Raw genomic sequence first — 14,157 nt, 5'->3', positions numbered from 1 at the left:
AAGGCCTCAAGTAGATAGTTTTTTTTAATTGCTTGTTTTTGATATTAGAGAAGTGCCGTTGGATTTGGGTTATCAGTTGACAGGGATTTTTTTAATATCCACACCCATTCAAGTGTTATTTCATATACTTCATAAATTGTGATGGGTTGGCTAATACAGCGGTTTCATATTGGTATAATAGCCTCTTTTTCCAATTTTTCCGAATTATGTTCGTCTTAAAAATTGTCACAGATTTTGGTGCAGCGCATTCCTTGAGAGACTATCCAGGCGATTGTGCACGCTTACATGGCCATAATTGGGGCGTTGAAGTGTCGGTTGAGGCACAAGAGCTTGATGTTTCAGGTATTGCAATTGACTTCCGTGAGATTAAAAAACAAACCAAAGCCGTGGTTAAAAGACTGGATCATCAATATTTGAATGAAATCCCTCCTTTTGATGTGCTTAACCCAACTGCTGAAAATATCGCAAAGTATTTTTATCAAGCGGTTGGAAAATTAATTAATAACCAAGATGTTCGTGTTTCTGAAGTGATTATTTGGGAAACACCGAGAGCATCTGTGGCTTATTCGGAGTAGTTATGAACGCATCTAGTTTACCTGATACACAAAACAACCCAGACTCTCGTCAAATTGTTATTGACAAAGTGGGTATTAAAGACATTTCACACCCTATTGTTTTTATTGACCGTGATGGCAAGAAAAATCCAACAGTGGGTAATTTTACTATGACGGTTGAATTACCAGAGCATGTGAAAGGCACACATATGTCGCGCTTTATTGAGATTTTAAATGAAGGGCCTTGTGAATTTAACAGTGATAATTTTAATAAAATTATTGACAAAGTGCGTGAAAAGTTAGAATCTAACACAGCACATATTGTCCTAGAATTTCCTTTTTTCCGCACCAAAAAAGCCCCCTCTTCAGGGGTTGAATCCTTGATGGATTACCAAGTAACTTTATACGGAATTTTAAACCAAGGTGTTACAGAAGTAATGATGAAAGTTGTGGTACCAGTAACCAGTCTTTGCCCGTGCTCAAAGAGTATTTCTAAATATGGTGCCCACAATCAACGCTCACACATTACTATTAAAGTAAGGATTGCCAAAGGCAAAACCTTGCATTTAGAAGATTTGATTGAATTAGCAGAACAAAAGGCATCGTGTGAATTGTATGCTATTTTAAAGCGTGATGATGAAAAAGTTGTTACCGAAAGAGCGTATGACAATCCTGCATTTGTTGAAGATTTAGTGCGTGACATTGCCGTTGGTTTAAATGCTAACGACAATCTTGATTATTATTGTTTAGAGTCAGAAAATTTTGAATCAATTCATAACCATTCAGCTTATGCTGTTATCGAGAACTACAAATGTTAAAAAAAATATTTCAGAGAATTAGCAATATCCGTATTACCAAGGCAGAATCTATCACCCCGCCAATTGTATATATCAAGCGTTACGAGGTGCAAAAACCTGAGTCTGATTTTATTGTTGAAGCACGCCAAACCATTGCCAATATTGTCAAGGGTAAAGATAAGCGCCTACTTGTTGTGGCTGGACCTTGCTCTATTCATGATCCCAAAGCAGCAATAGAATATGCCAAAAGATTGATCAAGTTACAAGACGAATTGAAAGACGATTTGTTTATTGTTATGCGGGTATATTTTGAAAAACCACGCACCACTATCGGCTGGAAAGGTTTGATTTACGACCCCGATTTAGACGACAGTTGTAACATGGAAAAAGGCTTTGGCGTGGCGCGTAAATTATTACTAGATTTAGCCAAATTGCGCTTGCCCACAGCGACCGAGTATTTGGATCTTATTACCCCACAATATATTTCTGATTTGATTTCATGGGGCGCTATTGGTGCTCGCACTACTGAAAGCCAAACACATCGAGAATTGGCATCAGGTTTGTCTTGTCCTGTTGGTTTTAAAAATGGTACCGAGGGTGGCGCTCAAGTGGCAATTGATGCAGTTATTGCTGCCAGTAGTCCACATATGTTTTGGTCAATTAATAAAAAAGGTATGATTAATCGATACACGACTTCGGGCAACCCCAATTGTCATATTGTTTTGCGTGGTGGCAAGGGCAAAACTAATTACGATAGCGACAGCGTTCAAGAGGCCGTTACACAGCTTTCTAATGCGAGTTTACCTGAGCGTTTAATGGTTGATTTTTCGCATGCCAATAGTGAAAAAAATTTTAAAAATCAAATCAAAGTTGGTGCGGATATTGCCAAACAAATTAGTGCAGGTTCTGAACAGATTTTTGGGGTAATGTTTGAGTCACATCTCAACGAAGGCAGCCAGCGTGTTGCACCGTTAAAAACCCTGGAATATGGCGTTAGTATTACCGATGGTTGTATCAATTGGAATGATACTGAAAATCTATTGAGAACTTTGGCAAATGCTATTCAAGAAAGAAAGGCATAAGTAATTGATTTTTAATAATTTTTTATAGAAAATAATTGAAAAATTATAGTTATGAATTGTGTCTCTTTAGGAGTAAAATATAGGTAATTTAATTATCCCTTTTTTGTATGTCTGATGATATTGATAATCCCCAGGATGTAAACGATACTTTCGAGCCTAACTTCCCTATAGTTACTATTGAAGACGAGATGCGAGATTCCTATTTGGAATATGCAATGAGTGTCATCGTCGGCCGTGCTTTGCCTGATGTTCGAGATGGGTTAAAACCTGTGCATCGCCGTGTGCTTTATGCCATGAATGTGCTGGGCAATGACTACAACAAAGTCTACAAAAAATCTGCCCGTATTGTCGGTGATGTGATTGGTAAATATCATCCACACGGCGATACAGCGGTATATGACACGATTGTCCGCATGGCGCAACCATTTTCAATGCGTAGTATCCTGATTGATGGTCAGGGTAACTTTGGCTCGGTTGATGGCGACCGTGCTGCTGCCATGCGTTATACAGAAATTCGTATGGCAAAACTTTCGCATGAATTGTTGCGAGATTTAGAGAAAAAAACCGTTGATTTTATTGACAACTATGATGGCTCTGAATCTGAGCCAAGTGTCCTACCAACCCGTGTACCCAATCTTCTTGTTAACGGTTCATCAGGTATTGCAGTGGGTATGGCGACCAACATCCCGCCCCATAATTTAAGAGAAGTGGTTGATGCTTGCCTACGAGTGATTGATAATGATCACATAACTATTGACGAATTGTTGACCGTAATACCAGGGCCTGATTTCCCCACCGCTGGTATTATTAATGGTGCCAGCGGTATTCGTCAAGCTTATGAAACTGGTAAAGGTAAAATTTATCTTCGTTCCGTTTCCCATGTTGAAGGTGAAGACAAGCAAAGCATTGTCGTCACAGAATTGCCATATCAGGTAAATAAAGCCAAGTTAATCACCAAGATTGCTGAGTTGGTTAAAGATAAAAAAGTAGATGGTATTACAGGACTTAGAGACGAGTCTGATAAAGATGGTATGCGCATGGTGATTGAGCTTCGTCGTGGTGAAGTGCCAGAAGTCATGTTAAATAACTTATACAAACTAACCGAAATGCAAACCGTTTTTGGCATCAATATGGTTGCGATTGACAAAGGTATGCCTAAGTTAATGACGCTAAAAGGCGTGCTAGACGCCTTTATTGCGCATCGTCGTGATGTTGTTACTCGCCGTTCTATTTTTGAATTAAACAAGGCTAGAAATCGTGCGCACATCTTAGAAGGTTTGTCGGTTGCGCTCAGTAATATTGATGACATCATTGAAATGATTAAATCTGCTGCCAACCCAACCGAAGCAAAAACAAAATTAGTTGCTCAAACTTGGCAGGGCAGTGTGATTAAAGATTTGATTGGCGATCGTGATATGTCGTTATTTAAGCCAGAAGAATTACCACCTGAACTCGGTTTACAAGCGAGTGGCGATTACCAGCTTTCACAAAAGCAAGCGCAAGCCATCCTTGATTTGAAACTTCATCGTTTAACGGGTTTAGAAAAAGATAAGATTTTTGATGAATTTAATGAGCTGTTAGAGCAAATTAAATATTTATTAGATATTTTGCAAAACCCTGAAAAATTGATGCAAGTTATTCGCGATGAGTTGATGGAAATTCGTGAGAATTTCTCTAACGACAGAATGACCAAGATTATTGAAAATAAGATTGATTTAACACTAGAAGACCTGATTGCCCAAGAAGAGCGTGTAGTAACCTTGTCACACGGCGGTTACATTAAGGCGCAATCACTCAGTGATTATCAAGCACAACGCCGTGGTGGCAAAGGTAAGGCTGCCACCAAAATGAAAGATGAAGATTTTGTTGACCAGTTATTTGTAGCAAATTCACACGATACTGTGTTGTGTTTCTCCTCCACAGGCAAGGTGCATTGGCTGAAAGTATATGAGTTACCAATGGCATCACGCATCGCACGAGGCAAACCAATTGTCAATTTATTGCCACTTGAAAAAGAAGAATCAATTAATGCCATCTTGCCAGTGGCTGAATTTAGTAACGACCAATTTGTCTTTATGGTAACCAGTAGTGGCACCTGTAAAAAGACATCACTAACCAACTTTGCCCGCCCAAGAAAAGGTGGTATTATCGCTATTGACCTCAGAGATGGCGACAAACTTGTTGGCGTTGACATTACCTCGGGTGAGCAAGATATTATGTTATTTTCAGCCAACGGTAAATCCATCCGTTTCAAAGAATCCGATGTTCGTGCTGTCGGCAGAACCGCTATCGGTGTGCGAGGTATGAGGTTAAAAGACGATGAAATAGTCTCAGCCATTATCACAGCTGGCGAAGATTCAATCTTAACTGCCACCGAAAAAGGTTTTGGCAAACGCACCGCACTTGATGAATATCGCTCTCAAGCACGAGGCGGATCAGGCGTTATCTCCATTAAAACCAGCGACAGAAATGGTAAAGTTGTTGGCGCCATCCAAGTAACTGACGAAGATGAAATGATGCTCATCTCCAACAAAGCCACCCTCGTTAGAGCAAGAGCAGCCGATGTTTCTATTATCGGCAGAAACACCCAAGGCGTTACTCTTATCAAAATTGCCAAAGGTGAAAAATTAGTGTCCATCGCTAAGATTGCTGAAACTGAAGACGATGAAATTACTGAAACTCCTGAGGGTGAGACAGAAGCAGAGTAATAAAGATAAGAAAGTGTGGTTTTAATGGCGTTTTAACCTTAATAAAACAAAGGAGACAATGGACTTAGCACCTATTCTGAATCAAGTGGACATGCTTTGGTATTTCATTCCTGCTTTTGTAATAATCACGCTCTTAAAATCAGCATGGTTTAAAGGTGTTTTTGGTGAGTTTATTGTTAATTTAAGTGCCAAATTGCTTCTTGATAAAAGAAAATACCATCTTATAAAAAATATTACTTTGCCAACTGAAGATGGTAGCACCCAAATAGATCATATTATTGTTTCAGAGTATGGTATTTTTGTTGTTGAGACGAAAAATATGAAAGGCTGGATATTTGGTGGTTTAAATCAAAAAATATGGACTCAAAAAATTTATAAATATTCGGGTAAATTTCAGAATCCGCTTCATCAAAATTATAAGCATACAAAGGTGCTTGAGGCATTATTGGAATTGAGACCTTTGCATAAATATGGATGATTAGCAAAATTCAATTTTTGCCCAATTGGTAATTTTCTTAAACCTTGTCCTAGCAGGGCTAAGGCTGGGTTTAAAAAATTACCAAGTGGGTGAAAAGTGGATTCTTGATGATTATTTATATTTATGCAAAGGTCTCAAATTAAATGAAAGTCAGGTGTTTTCAGTGATTGTTTTTGTTGGTGATAGTGAATTTAAAACAAAAATGCCAGAAAATGTAACCCATGGAAGTGGTTATATCAAATTTATAAAATCAAAAACCCAGTCCGTCTTAACCAAATCAGAAGTGAAAGAGATTGTAAGTCGCATTGAAGCTGGCAGATTAACGCCTTCTTTTAAAACCAACCGAGAGCACATCAAACATGTTAAGGCGATTGCAAAGAAAAAATAATCAACTGAAAACTTGTTGTGAGACCTTTGCATAAATATGGATGATTAGCAAAATTCAATTTTTGCCCACTTGGTAATTTTCTTAAACCTTGTCCTAGCAGGGTTAAGGCTGGGTTTAAAAAATTACCAAGTGGGTAAAGAGTGGATTCTTGATGATTATTTATATTTATGCAAAGGTCTCGTTGTATAATAAGGAAGACTTTTGCATAAACATGAACCGTTAAGCATTTATTTTCATCAATTTAGCAATTTTTTAAACCCAGTCTTGGCTTTGTTAAGATATGATTTAAAGGAATTGCTAGTTTGGTAAACAATGAATTTTATTAATCATATTTATGCAAAGGTCTCTAATAACTTTAAGGAACAATATGAATTTAATAAAAACAACACTGGCTGCATTTTTACTGCTATCGCTAACCACGCTGAACAGCGCTTTTGCAACCCCTGAATATATTGTTGATAGCAAGAACTCAGTAGTCAATTTTAGCACTATAAAAAAACAATATGTTATTGAGCCCGCTGTTTTTGAAAGTGTCAAAGGAGCAATTTCCAAAACAGGGGAGGTGGAAATAAGCGTTGACTTGAACAGTGTGAATACGAATATAGCAATAAGAGACAAAAGATTGCAAGATTTGTTCTTTAAAGTTATAGAGTCTCCTCAGGCGATTATTAGAGCAAAGATTGATATGAAAAAATTAAAGTCAATTCGTTATTATAAAAGAATGAAAATACCGGCTGTTTTGGAATTTTATGGCGTTAGTAAAAAGATAGAATTAGATGTTTTAATTGCAAAAGTTTATAGAAAAAAATTATTAATCACATCTATGAAGCCAATCATTATGGATGCTAACGATTATGGTGTCCCTGCTAAGAATTTAATTGCCTTGTCAAAAACAGTTGGTGGTTTAAGTCTTTCCGACAAAGCAGCCGTTAATTTTGTATTAAGTTTTGCACACAATAAATAACACCATTTTCAAAAAATAAACCAAACAATTTGGCACGCATTCTCGTCCCAAGTATTGGCAGTCAAAATACCTGTTTTATCAATAAGTAGCACGGGTTTTTTACTGCCAATACTTGGACGATTATAAATACTATATTGTGCCTTTTATTCTTTGTCCGCAACAAAATCTAACACAGTAGCGTTAATGCAAAAGCGACGCGCACCATTTGGCCCGTCTTCAAATACATGGCCCAAATGAATGCCAGTGCTTTTTGAGATGATTTCAGTGCGGTTCATACCGTAATTGTTGTCGGATTTTTCGATGGTGGTATTATCAATGGCTTTGGTGAAACTTAACCAGCCACTTTTAGAATTGAAGCGATCATCGGTGTCAAAGAGTGCCACACCTGATAGTTTGTCAACAAATACACCGTCAGGCGTGTTTTTGAAAATATCGTATTTTTCACAAAATCTACTTTCGGTACCTTGATTAAAGGCAATATCAAAGGCCTTGGAGTCGCCGAGTTTGAATTTTCCCAGTGCTTTATAAAATTCTTTGGGTGCTAAATAACCCTGAAAACCCGATTGTTCTACACCGTCTTTAATGAATAAAATAGTAGGCGTGGCAAAGGTTGGTGTTTTGATCGTGTAGCCTTTAAGATTATGCGCAAATGCACTTCTAACAGGAATACTGCCTTTGTAATTGTCCAATACTTTTTGTTTGAAGGCAACGCAATAAGGACAATAAGCATCGGCTTCAATCACCACGATTTCTTTGCCTTTGATAGGTTTTAAAATAAGGTTTTTTAGGTGTTCGTTATAAGTGCCACTGAGTTTTTCTTTAATTTCACCTTTGTTGGCAAACTCCACCCCCGTTTTATGATTAGGGCAATAACCATTAGGGTTGTTGGCTAAATAGTTTTGATGATGCGCTTCTGCTGGCCAAAATTTGTCCATAGGCTTTAACTCGGTAACAATTTTCCCAAAGCCTTGTTTGTTTAATAATTGTTGATACGCATCTTTGGTGTCGAATGCGATTTTCTTTTGTTCATCGTTTGTCCAATAAATGGCAGAACGGTAATTGTTGCCTTTGTCATTGCCTTGCCCGTCAGTTTGCGTGGGGTCGTGTAATTCCCAGAAATTTTTAATTAAAAATTCAGTAGAAACCAGTTTTGTGTCATAAATTATTTTGACTACTTCGGCATGATTGATGATATTTTTATCCCTCTTTTCATCGTTCGTTTCGTCGTCTTCTTCGTCGCTCCAAGGAATCTTTTTCAGTATGCTTAGAAAATTAAATGCCTTGTTATCGTCTTTATTTGCCAATACTTGATGGTAAGTTGGGTCGTTATAATTACCACCAGCGTAACCAGAAGTTACATCGATTACACCTGATATTTGCTCAAAATTCTTTTCCACACCCCAAAAACAACCCGCTGCAAAGACAATTTCTAATAACATTGATTTCTCCTTTTTTTGTTAAATCTATTTTATTTATACGCTGCTAGCTTCAAATTAGTTTCTCTAATAGAGGCTTTTGTATAAATATGGATGATTAGCAAAATTCAATTTTTGTCCAATGGGTGATTTTCTTAAACCTTGTCCTAGCAGAGCTAAGGCTGGGTTTAAAAAATTACCAAGTGGGTAAAACGAGGATTCTTGATGATTGTTCATATTTATACAAAGGTCTCTAATAATACCATTTTCAAAAATAAACTAAACACTTTGGTATTTATGCAAAAGCCTCCTATTGTTTATTTTATTCTTGAAAATGGTAAGGTATTAGGCGTTGCATTTCTTGAAATTAAAAACCACATTATCACCAATTAAATCGTATAAAATTTTGGTTGTTGAGTTAACTTTAACACAACATTTTATCAAATAAAAGGAGAAGATAATGCCAACTTATGAATGTAAAAAATGCGGTATGAGCGTCAATGCAACTTGTGGAAAATGTGATGCACCACTTACAGATGGAAATTTAGCACTGGAAGATGGTTCAAGTGTGCAAATATCAGAATGCCCAAATGGCCATGGAAAAATCAAATCACCAATGTGTTGTGGTGAAGATATGAGCTGTTCAGTTTAAAGGCTTTAAATGATATTTTTGAAAACGACCTCTTAGCAGGTCGTTTTTTTTTGGTTATACCGTTTTCAAAAATAAAATGCTTAATTGCCTAAGTATTAGCATCAGACTGTTTGCTTTATTTTTGCAAATGGCTAATGCTCACGGGTAGCGGAAAAAACTAGATTTGGATGGCGCTCTATAGTGAGCTGTAAGTTGACCGTAGAGGGTGCTAAATAAGTGAGAACGCCAGCAGAATCAACTGCCACATTGTTGCCTGCTTTGGCTTTGAGTTGCTCAATGTCTTTGTCACTGCCTGTTATCCAGCGTGCTGTGGCGATATTAATGGTTTCAAACTGACAATCAACCCCGTATTCATATTTTAAACGGTGGGCAACCACATCAAATTGCAAAATACCAACCGCACCGAGAATTTGCGAATTATTGATAATTGGGCGAAATACTTGTGTTGCCCCTTCTTCTGAGAGTTGATCTAAACCCTTTTGCAAGGCTTTGGCTTTGAGTGGGTCTTTTAAAACGGCACGACGAAACAACTCTGGGGCAAAGTTGGGAATACCTTGAAATGAGAGTTTTTCACCCTGGGTAAAGGTATCACCAATACTAATGCCACCATGGTTGTGAATGCCAATCACATCGCCTGCATAAGCCACTTCTGCCGAAGAGCGTTCGCGCGACATAAAAGTAACTGCATTGGCAATTTTGATTTGTTTGCCTGTTGATACTTGTAAAACTTTCATGCCTTTTTTATACTGTCCACTTACCAGGCGCATAAAGGCAAGGCGGTCATGGTGTTTTGGATCCATATTGGCTTGAATTTTAAACACAAAGCCAGTAAGTTTGTCCTCTTCAGGTTTGACTTCTCGGATATCTGATTCACGATTTTTTGGCGTTGGTGCGTATTCAAGAAAACCATCTAGTAAATTTTGAATGCCAAAATTTGAAATGGCGGAGCCAAAAAATACGGGCGTTTGTTGACCGGCTAAAAATTTATCCACATCAAATGGCGTGGTAGTCTCACGAATAAGTTCAACCTCTTCACGCATTTCAAGCACTTCATCTGCGCCTAAAATTTCATCAAGTTGAGGATTGTTAATGCCGTCAATAATAATATTCTCGCCAATTTCAGAATTCTTCCCTGCCTCATATAGATAAATTTTGTCCTCAAGCAAATGCACCACACCCTTAAAACGCTTGCCCATGCCAATTGGCCAAGTAATGGGCGCACATTCAATATTCAGCACGGTTTCCACTTCATCCAGTAAATCAATTGGCTCTTTGCCTTCACGGTCAAGTTTGTTAATAAAGGTCAAAATTGGCGTGTCTCGCAAGCGACACACTTCCATCAATTTAATGGTTCGCATTTCTACACCTTTGGCAACATCGATTACCATTAATGCGGAATCTACCGCTGTTAATGTGCGATAAGTATCCTCAGAAAAGTCTTCATGCCCCGGTGTGTCCAGCAAATTAATCACATGTTTGTCATACTCAAATTGCATGATGGATGAAGTGATAGAAATCCCCCTTTCTTTTTCCATCTCCATCCAATCTGAAGTAGCATGAGTGTTGGATTTTCTCGCTTTGACACTGCCCGCTGTTTTAATGGCACCTGCATAAAGTAACAGTTTTTCGGTTACTGTGGTTTTGCCTGCATCAGGGTGGGAGATAATCGCAAAAGTGCGGCGTTTAGAAATTTCAGATATCATTATTTAATAATCAGCGTAACGCCTGCCTCATCAAACATTGCTTTTGAGAGTTTGAAGCTGTCGTTCCAGCAATCAAGTTCTTTGGATTTTTTGACCACCACTTTTTTAATGCCGACTTGGATGATGCCTTTGGCGCATTCTGAGCAAATAGGTAAGCCATAAACATATAAAGTTGCCCCATCAAGTGAAGTGCCAGAATAAGTGGCATTGTAAATCGCATTCATCTCAGCGTGAACCACAAATTTGTATTTGGTTTCTCTGTCGTTATAGCGTTCCTCAGAGTCATTAATATTGCGTGGAAAGCCGTTAAACCCTTGAGACAGCACTTCTTTTTTGCTGCCAACGGTAACTGCACCGACTTGAGTGGAGGGGTCTTTTGACCAAGTGGCAATTTCTTTTGCTAGCGACAAATAGCGCTTATCCCATTTATTTAATGTATTCATAATCAGCGTATTTTAATGGAGGCTAGACTGATTAACACCAAAATTAAAGTAACCATCCAAAAACGCACGATAATTTTCGGCTCAGACATACCTTTTTTCTCAAAATGATGATGCAAAGGTGCCATTAAAAAAATGCGCTTTTTAGTGCGCTTATACCAAGTAACCTGAATCAATACCGAGAGTGTTTCGGCGACAAAAATACCGCCCATAATAAACAACAAAATTTCTTGACGAATAACAATAGCAATAACTGCCAAAATCGCACCCAACGCCAAAGAGCCCACATCACCCATAAAAACCTCAGCAGGATAAGTGTTAAACCATAAAAAACCCAATCCCGCACCAACCAAAGCAGCACAAACAACCACCATTTCGCTGGCAATCGGCATAAAAGGCATATTTAAATATTCAGCAAAATGATAATTGCTGCCAATATAAGCAAAAATTGCCAAAGCCCCCGCAATCAAAACAGTCGGCATAATAGCCAAACCATCTAAGCCATCGGTTAAATTAACCGCATTAGAACTGCCGACAATTACAAAATAAGACAACACAACCAAGCCGATAGCACCCAGTGGCACAGTCAAATCTTTAAAGAAAGGAATCAATAAATCGGTAGAAATCGCCTGCTCGGTATTGCTCACTATCCATAGCGCAATAGCAATTGCACTAAACGATTGCGCCAAATATTTTTGTTTGGCACTTAAGCCATTGGCAGATTTTTTGCTAATTTTTAAATAATCATCGGTAAAGCCAATTGCCCCAAAAACCAACGCCACCACCACCACAATCCAAAGATAAACATTGTGCAAATTGCCCCACACCAGCACGCTGCTAATAAAGGAAAATAAAATTAAAATGCCACCCATGGTTGGCGTGCCTGCCTTAGACAAGTGCGATTCTGGGCCGTCATGACGAATGATTTGCGCAATTTGATATTGCTGCAATTGATTGATAAACAGACGACCTAAAGCGAGCACGGTAAACAAAGACATTAGCATCGCTAAAATTGCACGAAGTGTCAGATATTGTAAAACATTAAAACCCGAATCAAATTGAGTAAGAAAATTAATGAACTCTAGGAACATATTATTTACTTATTGATACCAGCTCCAAATTCACAATCAAAAGCAAATCTTGTGGCATATTTCGAACATTATTACGCATAATAACAGTGCGCTTTTCACCGACTTTCATCCCTACTACCGATTGATCAATGGCTTTAAGAATGGTGCCATCGCCTAAGGTAAAAGTTATTGCTTCGTCAGCTTTGCTTATTTTCCTGCCAGTATCTAATTCCAGTGATAGGCTAATTTTTACGGTATCACCTGTACTTGATTTTGCACCGGTTCCTGCTTGATTAATTTGCACAAAGTAACCATCGTCTGTGGCTTTTGCATTTGGGTAATGGCTTTTAACAAACTTAATCAGTTTTTTACTTTTTTCAACTAAATATTTTTTATTCTGCGCTTGAAAAGCCGCCTCATCAGTTTGGAATTTTTTAGCCTCATCGCCAACCCGGATAATATTCAACTCACGAATAAAATCCTCTTTTTTAATGCTATTTACCACTTTCATACCTTCAACCACATGTCCAAAAACCGTGTGCTTGCCATCCAAATGTGGCGTTGCCGTATGTGTAATAAAAAATTGTGAACCATTGGTAGCTGGCCCTGAATTTGCCATAGATAAAATGCCACCTTTGTCATGTTTTAAATCACTAAATTCATCTGCAAACTGATAACCTGGGCCGCCTGTGCCATTGCCCTTAGGGTCGCCACCTTGAATCATAAAGTCATTAATCACTCGGTGGAATTTTAAGCCATTATAAAATGGCTTGCCCATTTTGGCATTCGAACGCTTGGTGCCTTCTGCCAAACCAACAAAATTAATTACCGTTAATGGCGCTTGTTTATAAGCAAGTTGAACGATAATATCACCTTGATTGGTGTGCAAGTTAGCATATAAACCATCTGCTAATTTTGCTTGTGATTGAATTGATAAAAAAAGAGTGAAAAACGCAATTAAAATTCTCATAAGATAAGACCCGATACAAAAGTGGTTATGATACCTAAAATCACAGTAAAATGCATTCTCATAATTTTAAAAATTTAAGAGTGTTATGTCATTATTGATTACCGACGAATGTATTAACTGCGATGTCTGCGAGCCAGAATGCCCAAACGAAGCGATTTTTATGGGTGATGAAATCTATGAAATAGATGGCGACAAATGCACCGAATGCGTTGGCCATTTCGACGAACCACAGTGTGTAGAAGTTTGTCCAGTTGATTGTTGTCTATCCGACCCAGATCGTGTTGAAACGGAAGAAGAGTTGCTAGCAAAAATTAAATAGTTGTGAAAATAGTTGTCCTTACACTTGTTCTGTTATTGTCTGCCTGTGAATCAAGCCAAATTTATCAAAAAGCACCGTATAAAACCAATATTGCCAAAAAATATCCAGCCGTCTCTATTATTGTTAATGATGGGCTTTATGATTCATTTAAACAAGTTCGTATGCATCAGGGCATTGTTAAGTCTCTTCGAAAAGCGAATGTTTTTAAACGAATTAGTGTTAACAATAACACCATTACTTCTTTTACATTCGACATTCGAATCCAAGAAAATAGCGAAGAAAATTTTGTTGGCATCATGATTCTTGCCTTGACATTAGGTTTAATTCCTACCGAGCGTAAACGCCATTTTGATATGGATGTAACGATTTTGTATAAAAATAGTATTTTGAAAAAACTTCATTATTCTACTGATGGCACTGAGTTGTTATATATTGGAAATAACTTTGCTACCACTATTCATCAAGCAATGGACAGTTTGGTTTCTTATTTATTAAGTGATATTGAAAAAGAAAAAGTTTTTGAAGGCACCAGCATTCTGAAAAAAATTAAAAAAAAGGAGATGAAGAGAATAATCCATTTATCCATTGTGTAAATAGTCAGTTAACTCAAGTTGATT

At 37.8% G+C, this 14,157-nt stretch carries 15 protein-coding genes and 1 pseudogene; 10 read left to right on the top strand and 6 right to left on the bottom strand.

Annotated features, from left to right (window positions below; genetic code table 11):
• Positions 1-206 precede the first annotated feature (206 nt).
• From queD to MS2017_RS08220, 7 genes and pseudogenes are all read left to right on the top strand, one after another.
• Positions 207-575, top strand: coding sequence for a 6-carboxytetrahydropterin synthase QueD (gene queD, locus MS2017_RS08250; protein WP_071563488.1), 369 nt, complete (start codon positions 207-209; stop codon positions 573-575).
• Between the two features lie 2 nt (positions 576-577).
• Positions 578-1,372 carry a GTP cyclohydrolase FolE2 gene (gene folE2, locus MS2017_RS08245; RefSeq protein WP_071563487.1) on the top strand — a complete coding sequence of 265 codons (795 nt, stop codon included), beginning with the start codon at positions 578-580 and terminating at the stop codon, positions 1,370-1,372.
• Entirely contained in the window at positions 1,366-2,433 is a 1,068-nt protein-coding gene (locus MS2017_RS08240; RefSeq protein WP_071563486.1) for a 3-deoxy-7-phosphoheptulonate synthase, read from the top strand. Before folE2 ends, MS2017_RS08240 begins: the two co-directional genes overlap by 7 nt.
• A 107-nt stretch (positions 2,434-2,540) precedes the next feature.
• Positions 2,541-5,141, top strand: coding sequence for a DNA gyrase subunit A (gyrA, locus tag MS2017_RS08235; protein ID WP_122951890.1), 2,601 nt, complete (start codon positions 2,541-2,543; stop codon positions 5,139-5,141).
• A 58-nt stretch (positions 5,142-5,199) separates the two neighbouring features.
• Positions 5,200-5,595, top strand: a pseudogene (locus tag MS2017_RS08230) (nuclease-related domain-containing protein); the annotation flags it as partial.
• 109 nt (positions 5,596-5,704) lie between these two features.
• Complete coding sequence (locus MS2017_RS08225; protein ID WP_122951888.1) at positions 5,705-6,007, top strand: hypothetical protein; 303 nt, start codon at positions 5,705-5,707, stop codon at positions 6,005-6,007.
• Between the two features lie 367 nt (positions 6,008-6,374).
• A complete protein-coding gene (locus MS2017_RS08220) occupies positions 6,375-6,971 on the top strand; it encodes a YceI family protein (RefSeq protein ID WP_071563968.1) in 597 nt (198 codons plus the stop codon).
• A 143-nt stretch (positions 6,972-7,114) separates the two neighbouring features.
• Here MS2017_RS08220 and msrA read toward each other — a convergent pair whose 3' ends face one another.
• Positions 7,115-8,410, bottom strand: a complete 1,296-nt coding sequence (gene msrA / locus MS2017_RS08215; RefSeq protein WP_122951887.1) for a peptide-methionine (S)-S-oxide reductase MsrA — start codon at positions 8,408-8,410, stop codon at positions 7,115-7,117.
• Positions 8,411-8,473: 63 nt separating this feature from the next.
• Positions 8,474-8,623 (bottom strand): hypothetical protein, encoded by a 150-nt coding sequence (locus MS2017_RS11475; RefSeq protein WP_164707673.1) that lies wholly within the window; start codon positions 8,621-8,623, stop codon positions 8,474-8,476.
• A gap of 223 nt (positions 8,624-8,846) precedes the next feature.
• Here MS2017_RS11475 and MS2017_RS08210 point away from each other — a divergent pair, with 223 nt between their 5' ends.
• On the top strand, positions 8,847-9,038 hold the full coding sequence (locus tag MS2017_RS08210) for a hypothetical protein (protein WP_071565370.1): 192 nt from the start codon (positions 8,847-8,849) through the stop codon (positions 9,036-9,038).
• Positions 9,039-9,169: 131 nt separating this feature from the next.
• On the opposite strand, the gene MS2017_RS08205 is transcribed toward MS2017_RS08210, so the two are convergent.
• The 4 genes from MS2017_RS08205 to MS2017_RS11825 are packed head-to-tail and all read right to left on the bottom strand — an operon-like array spanning position 9,170 to position 13,221.
• Positions 9,170-10,741, bottom strand: a complete 1,572-nt coding sequence (locus tag MS2017_RS08205) for a peptide chain release factor 3 (protein WP_071565369.1) — start codon at positions 10,739-10,741, stop codon at positions 9,170-9,172.
• Complete coding sequence (locus tag MS2017_RS08200; RefSeq protein WP_071565368.1) at positions 10,741-11,184, bottom strand: deoxycytidylate deaminase; 444 nt, start codon at positions 11,182-11,184, stop codon at positions 10,741-10,743. Before MS2017_RS08200 ends, MS2017_RS08205 begins: the two co-directional genes overlap by 1 nt.
• A 2-nt stretch (positions 11,185-11,186) precedes the next feature.
• On the bottom strand, positions 11,187-12,272 hold the full coding sequence (gene mraY, locus MS2017_RS08195; RefSeq protein ID WP_071565367.1) for a phospho-N-acetylmuramoyl-pentapeptide-transferase: 1,086 nt from the start codon (positions 12,270-12,272) through the stop codon (positions 11,187-11,189).
• Between the two features lies 1 nt (position 12,273).
• The gene (locus MS2017_RS11825) at positions 12,274-13,221 is read right to left on the bottom strand and encodes a peptidylprolyl isomerase (protein WP_071565366.1); all 948 of its coding nucleotides are present in this window, start codon (positions 13,219-13,221) and stop codon (positions 12,274-12,276) included.
• An 85-nt stretch (positions 13,222-13,306) separates the two neighbouring features.
• On the opposite strand from MS2017_RS11825, the gene MS2017_RS08185 reads away from it, so the two are divergent.
• Entirely contained in the window at positions 13,307-13,540 is a 234-nt protein-coding gene (locus MS2017_RS08185; protein ID WP_071565365.1) for a YfhL family 4Fe-4S dicluster ferredoxin, read from the top strand.
• Positions 13,541-13,542: 2 nt separating this feature from the next.
• Positions 13,543-14,133, top strand: a complete 591-nt coding sequence (locus tag MS2017_RS08180) for a hypothetical protein (RefSeq protein WP_122951886.1) — start codon at positions 13,543-13,545, stop codon at positions 14,131-14,133.
• Positions 14,134-14,157: the final 24 nt, after the last annotated feature.

This window comes from Bathymodiolus thermophilus thioautotrophic gill symbiont (genome assembly GCF_003711265.1).
Lineage (GTDB): Bacteria > Pseudomonadota > Gammaproteobacteria > PS1 > Pseudothioglobaceae > Thiodubiliella.
This window is presented reverse-complemented; position numbering and strand designations above follow the sequence as displayed.